Here is a 17,493-nt window from a genome sequence, read left to right as displayed (position 1 = left end):
TCAGGGCAGGGAGTGGACGTGGGCACCGACCTGGTTGGCGAACGCGCTGCCGTTCAGCGCGTCCCAGTTGGTCGACCAGGTCATCGCACCGCGCAGCGACGGCCACGTGGTGCTCGGCTTGAAGTTGCCGCAGTTCGTGCCCTTGGTCAGGCAGTCCAGCGCGTTGTTGACGATCGTCGGCGAGACATAGCCGCTCCCGGCCGCCCGGGACGACGCCGGCAGGCCGAGACCGACCTGGTCGGGCCGCAGCCCGCCCTGCAACATGATGCAGGCCTGGGCGGTGATGAAGTCGACCGTGCCCTGGGAGTACACCTGCCCGTCACAGCCGTTCATCGAGCCGGAGTTGTAGTACTGCACGTTGACCACGGTCAGAATGTCCTTGATCGCCAGCGCGAGCTTGAAGTACTCGAACGAGGTGCTCTGCATGTCGATCGTCTGCGGCGCCATGGCGATGATCAGCCCGCTGCCGAACTGGCTCTGCAAGCTGCGCAGCGCCTGACCCATGTACTGCGCGTTGACACCGTTCTCCAGGTCGATGTCGATCCCGTCGAAGCCGTACTCGCGCAACACCGACAGCGCACTACTGGCGAAGTTGGCCGCGGCGGTGGGGTCGGCGACCGAGATGGTGCCGTTCTGGCCGCCCACCGACAGGATGACCTTCTTCCCTGCCGTGTGCTTCGCCGCGATGTCGGCCTTGAACTGGGCGACGGTGTAGCCACCCAGCCCGGCACTGTCCAGGTTGAAGGTGATGCCACCGGGCCGCGACGAGTCTGCGTCGGCGAAGGCCACCGCGATCAGGTCGTACGCCGACTGCACATCGGAGATGCGCTGCACCGTCGCACCGTTGTTGAAGTTCTGCCAGTAGCCCGTGACGATGTGCTTCGGCAGGTTGCTGGCGGGCGGCGGGTCGGTAGGACCGCTGGAGGTGGTGCCGGACACGGTCGCGCCGTACGGCGAGCAGTTGCCGCTCGGGTCACACGCCCGCACCTTGAAGGAGTACGTCGTACTCGGGCTCAGCCCGGTCGCGGTCCAGTTGGTCACGTTGCCGACGCCCTGCGCGGCGTTGGTGCCCCGGACGACGTCGTAGTGGTCGATGCCGTTGGCGTCGGAGGCGGCGGTCCAGTTGAGCTGCAGCGAACTCGAGGTCGGGCTGCCGACGGTCAGTCCACCCGGAGTCGACGGCGGCGTGGTGTCCGCAGTCCCACCCGGTCCATCCAGTACGACGTCATCCGCCTGATACGGCGGGAGTCCGTACCAGCCGTGCAGATAGATAGTGACCGACGTCGCCGACGCACTCGTGGTGAACGGGACGGTCAGCTGACTCCAGGTGGAGCTGGTGGTCCAGGTGCTGGCCCCACCGTCGACACCCAGGTAGACGTTCGAGCCTTTGACCCACGCCGACAGCGTGTACGCCGTATTGGGCTGGACCGCGATCGACTGAGTGCACCGAGCAATGTCGTTCGAGCTCGGACTGGCCTGGAGCGCGTACGAGCCGGAGTGCGGACTGGAGGTGGTGACGCTGCCGGCCGGACAGGACCATCCGGACAGGCTGCCGGACTCGAAGCCGGCGTTGGTGACGAGGTTGGTGGCGGCGGACCCGGTCGAAGGGACCAGGAGCAGGCCCATGAGGGCCAGAGCAAACGCGAGCAGGCCGGTGATGACCGCTGCCTGGGGGCGGTGTGCAGGCGGGTTCATGGCTTACAAACTGTGACCGCGCAACTACATTGTCAAGACCCTGCATAAAGTGAACGCGCTCTCACGCACGAAAAAGCTGAGAACTGTACAGGTCTTTACACGGGAACCCGGAGGAGGAAAGGCGACGGCCCCCGGCGGGGGGGTGACCGGGGGCCGTCTTCGGCCACGGGCTCGGGGGGAGGAGCCGGGGGCCGTTCAGGAGGCGACAGTCTGCCACTGTCAGGGGGTATGTACCCCCCGAAACCAGATTTCACACATCTCGATTCGATTGCGAACCAGACCCGTGTCACCCAGGCGTCAGACCCGCCGATCAGGCGGTTCCAACCAGTGTCACTGTCACACTGCCGACCAGTCTAACGGGATACCGGCCGACACAAAAGCCCGGGTCTCTCGGCGTTTCGCCCGGCTGCCTATGCTCGACCTCATGGAGCCCTCCAGCCCGCCCCGATCGGCCGCTTTCTTCGATCTGGACAAGACCATAATCGCCCGCTCCAGCACCCTCGCGTTCTCCCGGCCGTTCTACGCCGGCGGGCTGATCAACCGCCGGACGGTGCTCCGCAGTGCGTACGCGCAGTTCGTCTACCTGCTCGGCGGCGCCGACCACGACCAGATGGAGCGGATGCGCGAGTACATCTCGGCGATGTGCGCCGGCTGGGACGTCCGGACCGTGCAGGCGATCGTCGCCGACACCCTGCACCACATCGTCACCCCGATGATCCACGACGAGGCGGTGGAACTGATCGAGCAGCACCACGCGGCCGGCCGGGACGTGGTGATCGTGTCCTCGTCGGGCGCCGAGGTGGTCGAGCCGATCGGCGCGATGCTGGGCGCCGACAAGGTGATCGCCACCCGGATGGTCGTTGCTGACGGCAAGTACACGGGCGAGATCGCCGAGTACGCGTACGGTCCGCACAAGGCGACCGCGATCCGCGCGCTGGCCGCGGCCGAGGGCTACGACCTCGCAACCTCCTACGGTTACTCGGATTCCATCACCGACGAGCCGATGCTGGCCGCGGTCGGTCACCCGTACGTGGTCAATCCGGACAAGGCGTTGCGCCGGCTGGCGGTCGCGCGGGACTGGCCGGTGCTCGACTTCAGCGAGCCGGTCGGCCTGACCGAGCGATCCCGTTTCCGGGAGGTACGACGTCCCGCGGCAGCCACCGCGGTCGCCGGGCTGGCAGCCTTCGCGCTGTTCCTGGCAGCTCGCCGGCGCAGCCGCCGGGAGGCCTGAAAGCTGAAGGTTGCTTCATTGTGCTCAACTCCATGAAGGCCACCCATTCCCCTTCACAGGAAGGGTTTTCAGGAGTACAAAGGAAGCACAAAGGACTTTCGGGTCCGGTAGAGATTGCACGGCAGTCAGGCACCCACGCGGCGACCAGCCCATCCCAAACGGGCAGCTCGACCCAGGCTTGTCCTGGGCGGCAAAACAGGTGCACGCATGGTAACCAGAGTGACGTGCCAGCGACGGCGTTCTCATCAGAGAACGCCGTTCGCACGTCAGGCCCTGGTCCCCAGCGGTGAGCGCTCGGCACCGAGTGACACGACCTCGCACGACCGCAGCAACCAGTCACGAACCCCGGTCAGTCCTCGCGCTGCGTAGTCATCGAGGCCCGATCCATAGGTCGCCGCCAACTCCCAGTGACCGGCCTCCGGCACCGTGACCGCCACCGGATCGATGCCCCTGGCAACTAACAGGCAGCGTTCGGCGGCCCGGGCAACGAGTCCGTTCGCGGTCGGGAAGGGCCGCAGGACGGCCAGTTCGGCGTGCACGATGGCTGCGACGACCAGGCCGGGCGCGTTGGTCGGCCGGGTCAGGTTCTGCGCCAGCGCGCTCAGCCGCTCCCACATCTCGTCCGCGGGCGGCGCCGGCGGCAGACCCGGAATGTCGTCCGGCACCGGCTCCTGCCTGGTCCGCAGATGGCCCAGTTCCTGTTCTGGGCCCAGGTCGGCCGCGGCCAACTGGTGCAGTCTGGTCCAGACCTGCACCGGCGCGGTGTCCACGCGCGGCGCGAGCGCCATCAGCTCGCCGGTCATCCGGACCGCGCCGGAGGCCAGTCCGTCGCCGGCACCCCGCCGTACCTCGTCCAGCGTCGCCGGGCTGCCGGCCAGCGCGGCGGACGCGTGCGCGCCAAGCAGCAACGCCTCGGCGGTCATGTCCGAGCCGACCTTGCGCAGCCCGCGGTCCCGGAGCAGTACGTCGACCGCGTCCCGCGCCGCCCGGGCCGCCGACCCGACCCCCTCCAGACCAGCCAACGGCTCGAACACGTCTGCACTCATAGGTGCACCTTAAGATGACGTGGCATGGCGCTCGGCATCGTCCCCAAGTTCAGCATCGTGGTTCCGTGTCATGCGTCGCGGGCGTGGCTGCGGCCGTGCCTGGACTCGGTGCTGAGCCAGTCGTTCGCCGACTTCGAGGTGATCGGGGTGGACGACGCGGACCTGGACGGGTCCGGGCGGATCCTGGACGAGTACGCCGCCGCCGACCCACGGGTGCGGGTGCTGCACCTCGACGAGAACGTCGGCCTCGGCCCGACCCGGAACGCCGGGCTGAAGGAGTGCCGCGGCGAGTACGTGCTGTTCCTGGACGCCGACGACCTGTACCTGCCGGGCTCCCTTGAGGCGATCGCGGGTCGGATCGACGCGACCGGGCGGCCGGACATCGTGCTGTTCGACTACGAGCGGATCTTCTGGGACGGCCGGGTGGTGCGCAACCAGCGGCACGACGCGTTCGCCCGGGAGGGCGCGGGGGTGTTCACCGCGGCCGAGCGGCCGATCTTCCTGACGTTCCTCGAAGTGGTCTGGAACAAGGCCTGCCGGCGGGACTTCCTCGGCCGGCACGGGTTCGCGTTCACGGCCGGCTTCTACGAGGACGCGCCCTGGACCTACTCGACCATGCTGACCGCCGAGCGGATCGCCACCCTGGACCGGGTCGTCGTGCACTACCGGCAGCACCGGACCGGCGGCAACATCCACGCCACCAGCGGCCGCAAGCAGTGGGACATCTTCGACCAGTACGACCGGGTGCACGCGTTCATCCAGTCCGATCCGGACCTGGCCGGGTGGCGCCGGTTCGCGTTCGACCGGTCGCTCGACCACATCCTCGCCGTACTCGCGAAGCCGGAGCGGATCGACGCCGACGACCGGGCCGACTTCTTCCACGCGGCGCATGAGTTCGCCAAGCGCTGGAAACCGGACGGGTATACGTCCGACCGGACCGGCCGTGGGTTCAAGCGCTGGCTGCTGATCCACGACGACTATGCGACGTACTCGACCCTCAAGCTGAGCGCGAAGGTGCTGCACGTCCCGAGTCCGCGCAAGACGGTCGGCAAGCTGCTGCGCCGCGGAAAGCTCGACCCGAATCTGGCGGCCTACACGGCGTACTGGGCCAAGCAGTTCGCGTGCAATCCGCGGGCGATCTACGAGAAGGCCGCCGAGTTGGCGCCGCATCTGCGGGGGGTGTGGGTTGTCGACGCCGACCACCTGAGCGCCATCCCGGAGGGTGTCGAGTACGTCGTCGCCGGCTCACCGGCGTACCAGAAGCTGCTGGACCGGGCGACGTACTTCGTCAGCAACATGAACTGGCCCAAGGAACTGGAGAAACGCGAGGGCCAGATCCACCTGCAGACCCAGCACGGTACGCCGCTCAAGACGATGGGGACCGATCTCCGGTTCTTCCCGGAGGCCGGGAAGGACCTGGACCTGGAGGAGTTGATGCGCCAGGTCGACCGATGGGACTTCAACCTGTCGTCGAACCGGTACTCCTCGGAGATCTGGGAGCGGACCTATCCGGCGTACTTCGAGGAGCTCGAGTACGGCTACCCGCGGAACGACCGGCTGCTCACCGCGACCGTCGACGACGTCCGGGCGATCCGGGCCGGGTTCGGGTTCGACGACTCGCATCTGGTCGTGCTCTACGCGCCGACGTTCCGCGACGGCGTCGACTCGATCCGGGCGCCCGGCGGCCTGGTCGACCTCGGTGGAGACGGGATCCATCTCGACCTGGACCAGCTGGGGAGCGCGGCCGGTGAGCACGGCCGGGTGCTGGTGCGGACGCACTACTCGTTGTCCAAGGCACCAGATGTGCGCTCCGGCAAGGTGATCGACGTGTCCGAGCACCCGCGCGTCGAGGACCTGATGCTGGCGGCGGACGTGCTGATCTCGGACTACTCATCCATCACCTTCGACTACGCGAACCTGGACCGCCCGATCGTGCTGCTGGTCGACGACAAGGGCTTCTACGACGGGCGCCGGGGGACGTACTTCGACATCACCGAGTTCCCGCCCGGGCTGATCGCGCGGTCGGCCGAGGAGTTGCACGCCGCCTTCCGGACCGGGGCGTTCGCCTCCCCGGAGGCGGCCAAGCACCGCCACTTGTACCGGGAGAAGTTCTGCGAGTACGACGACGGCCGGGCGGCCGAACGAGTGGTACGACGCGTCTTCCTCGGCGAGACCGACGTACCGGCGATCGTGCCGCTCGCGGATCGCAAGGCGGCACCCTCGCCGCACTTCATGCATAATGGCTGACATGTCGATCAGCCTGGAGTTCGCCCACGCCCTGCGCGTGCGCTCCAGCCTGCGACGACGACGCACTGTCTGAACACCCCAGCCTGTTCCAGTCGCGTCTCCTTCGAAGGACTTCATCATGTCCGCTGTTCTGCCTGTGCTCGCCACCAGACTGTCCGCCGCCGCCGCGGCCGCCTTCGGTGCGTCGTACGCCGACCTCGGTCCCGAACTGCGGTCGGCGACGAAACCCGAGTTCGGCCACTACCAGAGCAATCTCGCGCTGCGGCTCGGCAACCTGCTGAGCCTGCCCCCGCGGGAGGTCGCCGCACGCCTGGTCGCCGCCCTGGACCTCGCCGACCTGTGCGAGACCCCGTCGATCGCCGGCCCCGGTTTCATCAACCTGACCTTGCTCCCGTCGACCCTCGCGACCGCGGTCAACCAGCCGACCACCTTCGGGCCGAGGAACGAGCGGGTCGTCGTCGACTACTCGCAGCCGAACGTGGCCAAGCAGATGCACGTCGGCCACCTACGGTCCACGGTGATCGGCGACGCGCTCTGCAACGTGTTGCGGTACGTCGGGTACGACGTCATCCGGCAGAACCACGTCGGCGACTGGGGTACGCAGTACGGAATGATGATCGAGCAGTTGCTCGAGGAGGGGCTCGCCGCGGAATCCCTTGATCTGCAGGGATTGCAGCTGCTGTACGAGCGGAGCCGGAAGCACTTCGATGCCGACGGCACCTTCGCCGACCTGTCCCGGAGACGGGTGGTGCTGCTGCAGTCCGGTGATCCGGAGACCCGGGCGAGCTGGCAGCGGATGGTCGACGTGTCGCTGGACGACTTCGAGCGGGTCTACGCGCTCCTCGGCTCCAATCTCCAGCGGGCGGATGTGGTCGGCGAGAGTGCGTACAACGATGACCTGCCGACGATCGTCGACGAGCTGACCGAAGCCGGCCTGGTGACCGAGTCCGACGGCGCGCTGTGTGCGTTCCTGCCGGGCTTCATCGGGCGGGACAACCAGCCGCTGCCGGTGATCGTGCGGAAGTCGGACGGCGGCTTCGGCTACAGCGCGACCGATCTCGCCGCGATCCGGCACCGGGTGAACACCCTGCACGCCGATCGGATCGTGTACGTCGTCGACCATCGGCAAGCCCTGCACTTCGACCAGATCTTCACGCTCGCCCGGACCGCCGGTTGGTTGCCGGCGTCGATTCCAGCCGAACACGTGTCCTTCGGCACCGTGCTCGGACCGAACGGAAAGCCCTTCAAAACAAGGGCCGGTGGCACGGTGAAGCTGACCACGCTCCTCGATGACGCCGTCGAACGGGCCGATGGACTGCTCGAGGGAAGAGCGGGCATCGATCGGCAGGCGACCGCGCGGGCGGTCGGGATCGGTGCCGTCAAGTACGCCGACCTGTCCAGCGACCGGGGCAACGACTACGTGTTCGACCTCGACCGGATGGTCGCCATGACCGGCAACACCGGTCCGTACCTGCAGTACGCCCATGCCCGGCTGACCCGGCTTCTCAGCAAGGCGGGCTCCGAAGGCGGTGAGGTGGTCGAGCTCAAGGACCCGGCCGAGGAGCGGCTGGCCCTGCTGCTGACCGGCTTCGCGAGCACGGTCGCCCAGGTCGCCGACACCCTGCAGCCGCATCGGCTGTGCACCTACCTCTACGAGGTCGCGTCCGCACTGTCCGTCTTCTACGAGCAGTGTCCGGTCCTGACCAGTGACGGCCAGACCAGGGCGAGCCGAATAGCCCTCTGCACGGCGACGCGGAAGGTGTTGCAGGATGGACTCGGCCTGCTCGGGATCGAGGCCCCTGACGCGATGTGACACTTCGGAGGTTGCCCATGTTGCCGTGGTCCGCTGAGCTCGCCGGGCGGTTGGAGCAGACGACGTACGAGAGCGAGTTGCTCCGCGGGAATCCGCTGGGTGATCCGCACGAGCGGCCGGTGCTCGTCTACCTGCCGCCGGGGTACGACGAGTCGGACCAGCGCTACCCCACGGTCTACGTGACGATGGGGTACACCGGCCACGTCGGGATGTGGTTCAACCGAGTGCCGTTCCGGCAGCCGTATCCGGAGTTGCTGGATGCGATGTTCGCCGAAGCGGATGCGCCGCCGGGGATCGTCGTGTTCGTCGACTCGTGGACGAAGTACGGCGGCAGCCAGTGCCTCGACTCGCCCGGCACCGGGCAGTACCACTCGTACCTGTGCGAGGAGATCGTCCCCTGGGTGGATGCGACGTACCGGACCATCGCGGACCGCGATCACCGCGCCGTCACCGGCAAGTCCAGCGGCGGCTACACGGCCATGGTGACGCCGCTGCTGCGGCCGGACGTCTTCGGCGCGCTCGCGACGCACGCCGGCGACGCGGCCTTCGACCTGTGCTACCGGCCGGAGTTCCCGGTGCGCGCCCGGACGCTGCGGGACAAGTACGACGGCAGCTACGACAAGTACTTCGAGGAACTCGCGACCCGGGCCGGCCGGACCACGAACGAGGATCTGCACCTGCTCGAGATGTACGGCTACGCCTCGGCGTACTCGGCCGAACCGGACGGCACGGTGCTGCTGCCTTTCGACGACCTCGGCGAGGTCATCCCGGAGATCTGGGAGCGCTGGCTGTCCCGCGACCCGGTCGAGATGGTCCGTCAGCCGCAGTACGCCGATGCGCTGCGCTCGCTGAAGGCCGTGTGGATCGACGCGGGCCGGCAGGACGAGTACTACCTCGACTTGGGCGCCACCGCGTTCCATCGGGCCGCCCAGAAGGCAGGTCTGCCGGACGAGCGAGTGCACTTCGAGCTCTTCGAGGGCACCCACGGCGGCATCGAGTACCGCTACCCGCTCGCGGTCCGCTGGCTGTGCGAGCAGATGCGGTAATTCGGATGCTCTGATCCCACGCGGGGCCGTACCTTCGAGCCATGAACTGGCCGGAGGGGATCGTCGCGCGCCCGATCGACAAGGGAGATGTCGTGGCCTGGGCGGAGTTGCTGGCCGCCAGGGAGAAGGTCGATCAGGAGGGCGAGATCTACGGCGCCGAAGACCTGATCGAGGCGTTGGACGACTCGCGTCTGGACCCGGCCCACGACACCATCGGTCTGTGGGCCGACGGCCGGATGATCGGCTACGGCATGGTTCGCATCTCCGAGACCGTGGTGGACGTGGACCGGGTGCACACCGAGGGCACCATCCATCCGGAGTGGCGCCGACGTGGCCTTGGTACGACGTTGATGCGCTGGCTGATTCACCGAGCCGGTGAGCTGCACACGGCGCAGCACCCTGACGCGGTCGGAGAGGTCAGCAACGGCGCCATCAGCACGAACACCGGCGCCGGCACGTTGCTGCGGAGCTTCGGCTTCGAGGAGGCTCGGTACTTCATCGACATGAAGCGCCGGCTGGACCAGCCGGTCCCCGACGCAGCGCCGGCGGACGGATTCCGCCTGCAGGTGTACGGGCCCGAGCTCGACGAGGCGCTGCGGCTGACCCACAACGAGGTGTTCCTCGACCACTGGGGCTTTACGCCACGGAGCGTGGAGAGCTGGAAGGCGAGGCACGCCGGATCCCGGTCGTTCCGCGGCGGATCGTCGTACCTCGTCCTGGACGGGGAGACGATCGCGGCCTATGTGCTCTGCTACGAGTGGGACGCCGACACCGCGCTGACCGGGATCCGGGAGCTGTACATCGGCCAGGTCGGGACGCGACGGTCCTACCGCGGCCGTGGGCTGGCCAAGGCCGCCCTGGCGAAGGTCCTCACCGAGGCCGCACAGGCCGGGTACCAACGGTCGGGGCTCGGTGTCGACGCCGACAACCCGACCGGTGCGCTCGGCCTGTACGAAAGCCTCGGCTTCACGGTTCACAGCAAGTGGATCACCTACCGCTTGCCGCTCTGATCAGACGTGCGAGTCGGCCACCACGGGCTCGGTGGTCGCCTCCACCGGCTCCGGCTTGCCGCGGAACCAGGTCCACGGGCGGACGCTGACCACGATCATCGTCAGGCTCAGTACGGCGTACACGAGCGAGCCGATGAAGGCGGCGTGGACGCCGTCGACCAGGACCTCGCGCGGGACGGCAGAGGTCGAGTTGCGGCTCGCCGTACCGAAGATGGTGACCAGGATGCCGAGGCCAAGTGCGCCGCCGACCTGCTGGACCACGTTCAGCATGCCGGATGCGGCACCCGAGTCCTCCGGCGCGACACCAGAGATGGCCCGACCGACCAGTGGGATGAAGATCATCCCGGCACCCGCTCCGAACAGCAGCAGCGGTCCGACCACGTCGGCCAGGTAGGTGCTCTGCGCGTCCAGTCGCGTCAGCCAGACCGTGCCGAGCGCGACCAGCGTCGATCCGGTGAGCATCAGCTTGGCGCCGTCGATCCGGGCGACCAGCTTCGGTACGACGCGTGACGCGGTGAACAGCAGACCGGTCAGCGGCAGGAAGGCCAGACCGGCGGCCAGCGGGCTGAGCTCGAGCACGCCCTGCAGGTACTGCGTCAGGAAGAAGAACATCCCGAACATCGTCCCGACCACCAGCAGCATGGTCAGGTATGCCGTGGACCGGCTGGCGGACCGGAACAGCTTCAGCGGCACGATCGGGTGGCTGACCCGGCGCTCGATCAGCACGAACGAGACGAGCAGGATCACCCCGGCCGCGAACGCGGCCAGCACCTCGGGGGACGTCCAGCCGGCGTCGGCGACCCGGATGAAGCCGTACACCAGCGAGGTGATGCCGAGCGTCGAGGTGAGCGCGCCGGCGACGTCGAACCGGCCGGTCTCCGGCTCCGTCTCGGTCAGCACCCGCCGGGCCGCGAAGACCAGGCCGATACCGATCGGGACATTGACGAACAGGCCCCAGCGCCAGGACGCCCAGTCCGTCAGCATGCCCCCGAGCACCAGGCCGACACTGCCGCCGCCGGACGACACCAGGCTGTAGTAGCCGAGTGCCTTCATCCGCTCCGGGCCCTCCCGGTAGGTGAGCATGAGCAGGGTCAGGGCCGCCGGTGCCGCGATGGCACCGCCGATGCCTTGCAGGACGCGGGCGGCGAGCAGCAGCTCTGCGTTCGGCGCGAGACCGCCGAGCAATGAGGCGAGCGTGAAGATGCTGACGCCGGTGACGAACACCCGGCGGCGACCGAGCAGGTCCCCGGCGCGGGCGCCGAGCAGGAGCAGACCGCCGAACGCGAGCGCGTAGGCGTTCTGCACCCACGACAGGCTGGACGGGCTGAAGTTGAGGGCGTGCTGGATATGCGGCATCGCGATGTTCACCACGGTGCCGTCGAGGATCACCATCAACTGCGTGATCAGGATGACTGCGAGAACGACCCCGGGCCGCCGGGCAGGCGTGCCTGAGGCGGCGCCGGCCGGCGCCGCGGCTGTTGCCGACATATTGCTCCTTACCCCGAAGGGGCTACAGTTGGGAGGGAAAAGCGGAGCGCTCCTCCGGATACGATACGGAGGCACCCTCCGCTTTAGCAAGCGATATTCTGCGAGAACTTTGCGCGGCATGCCCGCCACGGACAGTGAGGAGGCTGGATGGCGCCGACACCGTTGCCGTCGATGCGGCCGACCCGCGCGGACGCGGCGCGCAACTACGACCTGCTGGTGACGGCCGCCCGGGAGGCGTTCTCCGAGCACGGCACGGACACCTCGCTGGAGGAGATCGCCCGCCGGGCCGGTGTCGGCATCGGCACGCTGTACCGGCGGTTCCCGAGCCGGACCGCGCTGCTCGAGGCGGTCTACGTGGACGAGATCCAGTCCGTCTGCGATCGCGCGTACGACTTCGATCGGGAACTGCAGCCGTTCGAGGCGCTGGCCGCCTGGCTGCGCAGCTTCATCGGATACGGACTGTCCAAGAAGAGCCTGGCCAGCGAGCTTATTGTTGCTCTAGGCAAGGACTCGCAGTTCTTCCAGGTCTGCAAGCTGAACGTGCAGGACGCCGGCCAGTTGCTGCTGGACAAAGCGAAGGCGGCCGGCGAGGTCCGGCAGGACCTCGACCTGATGGACATCATGCGACTGGTCGGCGGCATCAACATGGGCCGCGACATGGAGCCTGACCAGGCGCACCGCCTGCTCGACATCGTGCTGTGCGGCCTCAGGCCCGCCGCTTCCTGACCTTCAGCGGCGCACCTGCCGGCGGGCGTCGAGCTGGGCCTGGTCGGCCGCGGTCAGGCCGGCGTGCCAGCCGGCGCCGTTGGCGATGCGCGTCCGCCGGGTCGTCGTATTCGGGAAGAGCTTGGTGAACAGCGCGTCGACCTGTTCCTCCCGCTTGGCGAGCACCGGCAGCAGCCGGCCCGCATCCGCTTCGGGTACGGCGGCCTGCGTCGCGGCCGTGGTCGCCTCCAGCCGCTCGCCGATCCGCTGCGCGTAAGCCATCAGGAACGACTGCCGGAACGACCGCGTCCGGGACTCACCCCGATGACCGATGTGCTTGCCCGCGGCAAGCATCGCCCGGTTGGCCTGTACCAGCAGGGAGGTGCTGAGGATCTCGGTGTGCTGCAGATCCAGCTCGGCCCCGACGATCGTGACCACAGCGAGTGCGTCGATCACGACCGTACGGCATCGATTCGCCGAGGCCACGGCGCCGACGAGCTGCGCCTTGGCCGAGACGTACGGCGTATCGACCCAGAGCCGGCGACCCGCGGAGTCGTCCGGGATCTCCACGTCGGCCTCGAGCAACGCGCTGTCGAGGGAGAACTTGGCCATCAGTTCCTGAGCCTTGCCGGACAGGGCTTCCGCCTCCTCCGGGAACTCGGTCGCTTCCGCCTTGGCGAGCAGACTCCGGATCCGCGCCAGCATCTTCCCGTTCGCCGGTACGACGGGTTGTCCGCGGCGGACCGTCGTACCGGGCAAGGGGTAGAGCCGGGCCAGGACCGGCAACGACTGCAGGAAGCCGGCCAGCGACAGGGCGTGGTGGAGGGTGAGGTAGCGGCCGACGCGGGCACCAACCGCCCAGGCCGTCAGGCTCAGCTCGGTGAACGGCTGCGGGACGCCGAGGTCGGTGAGTTGATCGAGCCAGCGTGGGTCGATGGTGGCGGCTCGGTAGCTCTGGTGTTCCGCGGAGATCGCGGCCAGCAGCAAGGGTTCGACGCCGGGGTCCAGCTCGCGACGACTGTGCTGGACGACATCGGTGGGCGCCCAGCCGCGCTCCCAGGCGGTCCGAAGCAGACCGGCCAGGAACGTCTGCACGCAACGATCGACCTGCGGCTGGTCGCGTTCGTCGTACGCACCCAGCCGCGCCAGTTGCGCATCGGCCCGGTCGTCCTGTGCGGCAACGACCGTCGCCGCGATCGGTAACAGTCGCAGGATGTCGTCGTCACTCACTCGGACAAGTCTGACAGACGACACCGGAATGCGAACGTCAAGCCGGTCTGACGTTGCCTTGAGCCCGCTCCAGGATGATGCTGCCGACAAGGGGAACTCACAGGGGGAGGCAGTGCCATGACTCAACTTGCCGACAGTGGCATCGGCGATCTGCGCCAAACGATGGGTGGACCGGTGCTCGGTCCGGATGATCCCGGGTACGACGACGCGCGGCGACTGTGGAATGCGGCGATCGACGGGCATCCCGCCGTGATCGCGCGCTGCCAGAGCGCAGCGGACGTCTGCCGGGCGGTGCTGTTCGCGCGCGACCACGGACTGGAGATCGCGGTCCGCGGCGGCGCCCACAACCCGGGCGGCTCGAGCACCGTCGAGAACGGGCTGATGATCGACCTCAGCCTGCTGAACGAGGTCACGGTCGACCCGGTGGCGAAACGGGCCCGGGTCGGTGGTGGCGCGCTGCTCGGGCAAGTCGACGCGGCGGCCCAGGAGTACGGCTTGGCGACACCGGCCGGCATGATCAGTCACACCGGCGTCGGCGGTCTCACCCTCGGCGGTGGCATGGGGTGGCTGACCCGCAAGCACGGGCTCAGCATCGACAACCTGGTCTCGGTCGCGATCGTCACCGCCGACGGGCAACTCCGGCGCGCCTCCGCCGACGAGAACCCGGAGCTGTTCTGGGCTGTTCGCGGTGGCGGCGGCAACTTCGGGGTGGTGACGGAGTTCGAGTTCCAGCTGCACGAGGCCGGGCCGATGATCCAGTTCGGTCTGGCGTTCTGGGATCTCGACCGGGGCGCCGACGTACTCCGGATGGCCCGCGAGGTGATCGCGAAACTTCCGGACGAGATCAACGTCGTGGTCGGTGCGGTGAACGCTCCGCCGGCTCCGTTCGTGCCCGCCGAGTACCACTTCCGGCCCGGGTACGCGCTGATCGTCACCGGCTTCGGGTCGGCCGAGGAGCACGCGCAGGTGATGGACGAGATCCGTTCGGCGGTGCCACCTTTGGTCGAGTTCGCGAGCCCGATGCCCTACCTGGCGTTGCAGCAGCTGCTCGACGAGGCGAACGCCTGGGGATTCCACGCGTACGACAAGGGCTTCTACCTCGACGACTTCACCGAGGACGCGATCCAGGTGATCACCGAGCAGGTGCCGCTCAAACAGTCACCGGGGTCGGTGCTGTTGTTCTACCGCCTCGACGGCGCCTATTCGAAGGTCCCGGAGGACGCCACCGCGTTCAGTGGCAGCCGCGCGCCCGGCTTCGCCGGCTTCATCATCGCGGTCTGCCCGACGCCGGAGCTGCTCGAGCAGGACCGGGCCTGGGTGCGGTCGTTCTGGGACGCGCTCGTGCCGGTCAGCCGTGGCATCGGCAGCTACGTCAACGCGATCAGCGATGCCGGCGTGGACGATCGGGTCCGGGCGTCGTACGGCACGAAGTACGACCGGCTGGCCGCGATCAAGGCGACGTACGACCCGGACAACATCTTCCACCGGAACGCGAACATCAAGCCGGCCTAGATCGAGGCGGCGCCGTCGATGGTCAGGACCTGGCCGTTGATGTTGGTGTTGTCGAGGAGGAGCATCCGGACGACGGGGACGACGTCGTCGGGTTCGGTCAGGTGACCGGTCGGGGTGCGGCGGACGATCTGGTCGAGTTGGGTCTGGCCGAGGACGGCGGACATCTCCGAGGCGAAGAAGCCCGGCGCGACCGCGTTGGCCAGGATGCGGCCGCCCAGTTCACGTGCGAGTGAACGGGTGGCCGCGTCCATGCCGCCCTTGGTGGCGGAGTAGGCGACCAGGCCGGGATAGCCGCGCTGTGCGCAGATCGAGGTGACGTTGACGATCCGGCCCTTCAGCCCCTTCGCGAGCATGCGGCGCAGGACGAACCGGGTGAGGATCAGCGGCGAGGTCAGGTTGGTCTGGATGATCTCCGCGAGGTGATCGGCCGACGTGTGCACGTGCAGCGAGTCCTGGCCGATGGCCGCATTGTTGACCAAGGCATCGATCGGACCGAGCTGCGTCTCGACGGCCTTGACGAACGCCTGGCCGGCGGCGGCATCGTTGATGTCGACGGAGCCGTAGTACAGGTGGTCCGGGTACTTCTCGCCGAGCGCGGTCAGCTCGGGCGTGACGGTGCGGGCGAAGGCGGCGACCTTCAGGCCCGAAGCGAGCAGGTCGGTGACGATCGCCAGGCCGAGGCCGCGGGAGCCACCCGACACCAGCACGACCGACGCGGGCGGGACGGCGCTGGGTTCAGACATCGCTCTTCAAGGTTTCCTTCTGCGGGATCTGGTCGAGGAACTTGATCCGCCGCGGTACGCCGTAATCGGGCAGGCGGCTCGAGCACCACTGGACCAGGTCGGCGTCAGTGATCGGGCCGAGCGCCCGGTTCGGCACCACTTCGGCCGCGACCATCCGGCCGACCAGCGGCGCCTTGCGCGCGAACACCCGCGCCCAGGAGACCCCCGGGTGACGCATCAGCACGTTGCGGACCACTCCGGCCGACACCTTCGATCCGCCGACGTTGATCTCGTCGGTGTCGAGCCGCCCGGTGATCAGCACCCGGTCCCCGTCGTACTCGATCCGGTCTCCGGTGTGGACGGCGCCGACCAGGCCGGCACCGTGATGCGGCGAACGGATGACCAACTCGTCGCCCTCGACCGAGAGGATCGGGCGGTCCGGGTCGGGCGTGCGATCGAGCCATGCTTTCGGGAAGCCCGCCTTGCCGTCGTGCACGACGATCGACGCACCGACCTCGGAGGATGCGTAGATCCAGGAGATCCGGGCCTTCGGGAAGATCTCGTGGAGCTGGTCCAGGATCGCCTGGTCGACAGGCTCACCGCCGAGCGTGATCTGCTCCAGCGGTACGGAGCCCAGCGTGTCGGCGTCGCGGTAGATCGCCTGCCGCCAGAAGGTCGGCGTGCCGGAGGCGGCGGTGACACCGTGTTCGGCGGCGATGGCGGGCCAATCCTCGAGTTCGTCCGGCTCGATCACGACGAGGCCCTGATCGGCGTGGGTCAGTGAGAGCGTGACGACCTGCCACCACGCGTACGTGCCGGGAGAATAAGGAAGCAGCCAGGTGCGCGGCGGCTGGTCGCCGGTGACGGTGGTCAGGCTCTCGAGAGTGTGGCCGATGCGCTTCGGGCGACCGGTCGAGCCGGAGGTGAGCAGCCAGGCGCGGCCGGACTCCTCGACCCGCTTGAGTTTGGCCGGTGCCACCTCGCCATCGGGCAGCACGATCGCGAAACCGGACTCGCCCAGTTCTTCGCGCATCCGCTCGTCGACGCGGGTTCGGGTGGCGACGAGAAGCTCGGTGCCGTGCACCGCGTGGTGGCGGAGGGCGGCGAGCGCGTCGGCGCCGTTGTCGACCAGGACCGCGGCCGGCGACGGCAGTTGCGGCAGTTTGTGCAGGGTCCGCCAGGTCAGGCGTTTCCCGGCGACGACAACCGTGTTGTCGTCACCGATCAAGGCGGTGGTCCGGCGCCGCGCAGTCACGCCGACTGGAGCTGCTCGATGAAATCCAGCACGTCGCCGACAGTGGCGATCCGGCGCAGCCCGGGGGCATCGAAGTTCAGCTCGTCACCGAGCTCGTCCTCCACCCGGAGGGCCAGCTCGGAGAAGTCCAGCGACCGGAATCCGATATCGCGCAGATCCGCCGCGTCCTCACCCGGCAATATCCGTCCCTGAGCCGTCATCACCTCACCCATCAACTCCCTGACCCGACCCCGTGGCACCGAACTCATAAGCCCAAAGCCTAGCGTCCCCATCCGGAGGCATCCCCGGCTAAGGGGGCTCCGGCGGCGGCGCTGCCACCGGCGGGCGGCGGCGTACCCAGGCTTTCAGGCGTTTGATCCGCGCCGAGATCTCCCAACCGACCAGGGCGATCAGCGGACTCGCGGCCGCGACGGCGGCGAGCAGGACCTCCTCGACCGGCAGGCCGGCGATGTGGAGGGCGACCATCGGACCTCCCGAACGCTGCGTGATCTGG

At 68.4% G+C, this 17,493-nt stretch carries 15 protein-coding genes; 7 read left to right on the top strand and 8 right to left on the bottom strand.

What is annotated here, in order from left to right; translation table 11 throughout:
* Complete coding sequence (locus OG876_RS14615) at positions 1 to 1,695, bottom strand: chitinase (RefSeq protein WP_328525387.1); 1,695 nt, start codon at positions 1,693 to 1,695, stop codon at positions 1 to 3.
* A 412-nt stretch (positions 1,696 to 2,107) separates the two neighbouring features.
* Here OG876_RS14615 and OG876_RS14610 point away from each other — a divergent pair, with 412 nt between their 5' ends.
* Positions 2,108 to 2,926 carry an HAD family hydrolase gene (locus tag OG876_RS14610; RefSeq protein ID WP_442914129.1) on the top strand — a complete coding sequence of 273 codons (819 nt, stop codon included), beginning with the start codon at positions 2,108 to 2,110 and terminating at the stop codon, positions 2,924 to 2,926.
* Positions 2,927 to 3,192: 266 nt separating this feature from the next.
* Here OG876_RS14610 and OG876_RS14605 read toward each other — a convergent pair whose 3' ends face one another.
* Positions 3,193 to 3,972 (bottom strand): Fic family protein, encoded by a 780-nt coding sequence (locus OG876_RS14605; protein WP_328525385.1) that lies wholly within the window; start codon positions 3,970 to 3,972, stop codon positions 3,193 to 3,195.
* Positions 3,973 to 3,996: 24 nt separating this feature from the next.
* On the opposite strand from OG876_RS14605, the gene OG876_RS14600 reads away from it, so the two are divergent.
* From OG876_RS14600 to OG876_RS14585, 4 genes are all read left to right on the top strand, one after another.
* A complete protein-coding gene (locus OG876_RS14600) occupies positions 3,997 to 6,219 on the top strand; it encodes a bifunctional glycosyltransferase/CDP-glycerol:glycerophosphate glycerophosphotransferase (protein WP_328525384.1) in 2,223 nt (740 codons plus the stop codon).
* 118 nt (positions 6,220 to 6,337) lie between these two features.
* Positions 6,338 to 8,032, top strand: coding sequence for an arginine--tRNA ligase (gene argS / locus OG876_RS14595; RefSeq protein WP_328525383.1), 1,695 nt, complete (start codon positions 6,338 to 6,340; stop codon positions 8,030 to 8,032).
* Positions 8,033 to 8,049: 17 nt separating this feature from the next.
* On the top strand, positions 8,050 to 9,078 hold the full coding sequence (locus tag OG876_RS14590; RefSeq protein WP_328525382.1) for an alpha/beta hydrolase-fold protein: 1,029 nt from the start codon (positions 8,050 to 8,052) through the stop codon (positions 9,076 to 9,078).
* A gap of 41 nt (positions 9,079 to 9,119) precedes the next feature.
* A complete protein-coding gene (locus tag OG876_RS14585) occupies positions 9,120 to 10,088 on the top strand; it encodes a GNAT family N-acetyltransferase (protein WP_328525381.1) in 969 nt (322 codons plus the stop codon).
* On the opposite strand, the gene OG876_RS14580 is transcribed toward OG876_RS14585, so the two are convergent.
* Entirely contained in the window at positions 10,089 to 11,576 is a 1,488-nt protein-coding gene (locus tag OG876_RS14580; protein WP_328525380.1) for an MFS transporter, read from the bottom strand.
* 147 nt (positions 11,577 to 11,723) lie between these two features.
* On the opposite strand from OG876_RS14580, the gene OG876_RS14575 reads away from it, so the two are divergent.
* Entirely contained in the window at positions 11,724 to 12,302 is a 579-nt protein-coding gene (locus OG876_RS14575) for a TetR/AcrR family transcriptional regulator (protein ID WP_328525379.1), read from the top strand.
* A 3-nt stretch (positions 12,303 to 12,305) separates the two neighbouring features.
* Here the strand turns inward: OG876_RS14575 and OG876_RS14570 are convergent, their stop codons facing one another.
* Positions 12,306 to 13,511 (bottom strand): DUF2786 domain-containing protein, encoded by a 1,206-nt coding sequence (locus OG876_RS14570; protein WP_328525378.1) that lies wholly within the window; start codon positions 13,509 to 13,511, stop codon positions 12,306 to 12,308.
* Positions 13,512 to 13,628: 117 nt separating this feature from the next.
* On the opposite strand from OG876_RS14570, the gene OG876_RS14565 reads away from it, so the two are divergent.
* Positions 13,629 to 15,023 (top strand): FAD-binding oxidoreductase, encoded by a 1,395-nt coding sequence (locus OG876_RS14565; RefSeq protein WP_328525377.1) that lies wholly within the window; start codon positions 13,629 to 13,631, stop codon positions 15,021 to 15,023.
* Here the strand turns inward: OG876_RS14565 and OG876_RS14560 are convergent.
* From OG876_RS14560 to OG876_RS14545, 4 genes are all read right to left on the bottom strand, one after another.
* Positions 15,020 to 15,766: an SDR family NAD(P)-dependent oxidoreductase gene (locus tag OG876_RS14560; RefSeq protein ID WP_328525376.1), complete on the bottom strand. Its 747-nt coding sequence runs from the start codon at positions 15,764 to 15,766 to the stop codon at positions 15,020 to 15,022. The genes OG876_RS14565 and OG876_RS14560 overlap by 4 nt on opposite strands.
* Positions 15,759 to 17,000 carry an AMP-binding protein gene (locus tag OG876_RS14555; protein WP_328525375.1) on the bottom strand — a complete coding sequence of 414 codons (1,242 nt, stop codon included), beginning with the start codon at positions 16,998 to 17,000 and terminating at the stop codon, positions 15,759 to 15,761. Before OG876_RS14555 ends, OG876_RS14560 begins: the two co-directional genes overlap by 8 nt.
* Positions 16,997 to 17,200, bottom strand: a complete 204-nt coding sequence (locus OG876_RS14550; protein ID WP_328525374.1) for an acyl carrier protein — start codon at positions 17,198 to 17,200, stop codon at positions 16,997 to 16,999. Before OG876_RS14550 ends, OG876_RS14555 begins: the two co-directional genes overlap by 4 nt.
* An 88-nt stretch (positions 17,201 to 17,288) precedes the next feature.
* The gene (locus OG876_RS14545; RefSeq protein ID WP_328525373.1) at positions 17,289 to 17,465 is read right to left on the bottom strand and encodes a hypothetical protein; all 177 of its coding nucleotides are present in this window, start codon (positions 17,463 to 17,465) and stop codon (positions 17,289 to 17,291) included.
* Positions 17,466 to 17,493: the final 28 nt, after the last annotated feature.

Origin of the sequence: Kribbella sp. NBC_00359 (assembly GCF_036097425.1) — a bacterium.
Taxonomy (GTDB): Bacteria; Actinomycetota; Actinomycetes; order Propionibacteriales; family Kribbellaceae; genus Kribbella.
The sequence above is the reverse complement of the archived record's forward strand: the minus strand, read 5'-3'. Positions and strand labels throughout refer to the sequence as shown.

Bases quoted from the DNA above. Each gene is read 5' to 3' on its own strand.
- OG876_RS14615 (WP_328525387.1), bottom strand. From the start codon at position 1,695: ATGAACCCGCCTGCACACCGCCCCCAGGCAGCGGTCATCACCGGCCTG.
- OG876_RS14610 (WP_442914129.1), top strand. From the start codon at position 2,108: ATGCTCGACCTCATGGAGCCCTCCAGCCCGCCCCGATCGGCCGCTTTC.
- OG876_RS14605 (WP_328525385.1), bottom strand. From the start codon at position 3,972: ATGAGTGCAGACGTGTTCGAGCCGTTGGCTGGTCTGGAGGGGGTCGGG.
- OG876_RS14600 (WP_328525384.1), top strand. From the start codon at position 3,997: ATGGCGCTCGGCATCGTCCCCAAGTTCAGCATCGTGGTTCCGTGTCAT.
- argS (WP_328525383.1), top strand. From the start codon at position 6,338: ATGTCCGCTGTTCTGCCTGTGCTCGCCACCAGACTGTCCGCCGCCGCC.
- OG876_RS14590 (WP_328525382.1), top strand. From the start codon at position 8,050: ATGTTGCCGTGGTCCGCTGAGCTCGCCGGGCGGTTGGAGCAGACGACG.
- OG876_RS14585 (WP_328525381.1), top strand. From the start codon at position 9,120: ATGAACTGGCCGGAGGGGATCGTCGCGCGCCCGATCGACAAGGGAGAT.
- OG876_RS14580 (WP_328525380.1), bottom strand. From the start codon at position 11,576: ATGTCGGCAACAGCCGCGGCGCCGGCCGGCGCCGCCTCAGGCACGCCT.
- OG876_RS14575 (WP_328525379.1), top strand. From the start codon at position 11,724: ATGGCGCCGACACCGTTGCCGTCGATGCGGCCGACCCGCGCGGACGCG.
- OG876_RS14565 (WP_328525377.1), top strand. From the start codon at position 13,629: ATGACTCAACTTGCCGACAGTGGCATCGGCGATCTGCGCCAAACGATG.
- OG876_RS14560 (WP_328525376.1), bottom strand. From the start codon at position 15,766: ATGTCTGAACCCAGCGCCGTCCCGCCCGCGTCGGTCGTGCTGGTGTCG.
- OG876_RS14550 (WP_328525374.1), bottom strand. From the start codon at position 17,200: ATGACGGCTCAGGGACGGATATTGCCGGGTGAGGACGCGGCGGATCTG.
- OG876_RS14545 (WP_328525373.1), bottom strand. From the start codon at position 17,465: ATGGTCGCCCTCCACATCGCCGGCCTGCCGGTCGAGGAGGTCCTGCTC.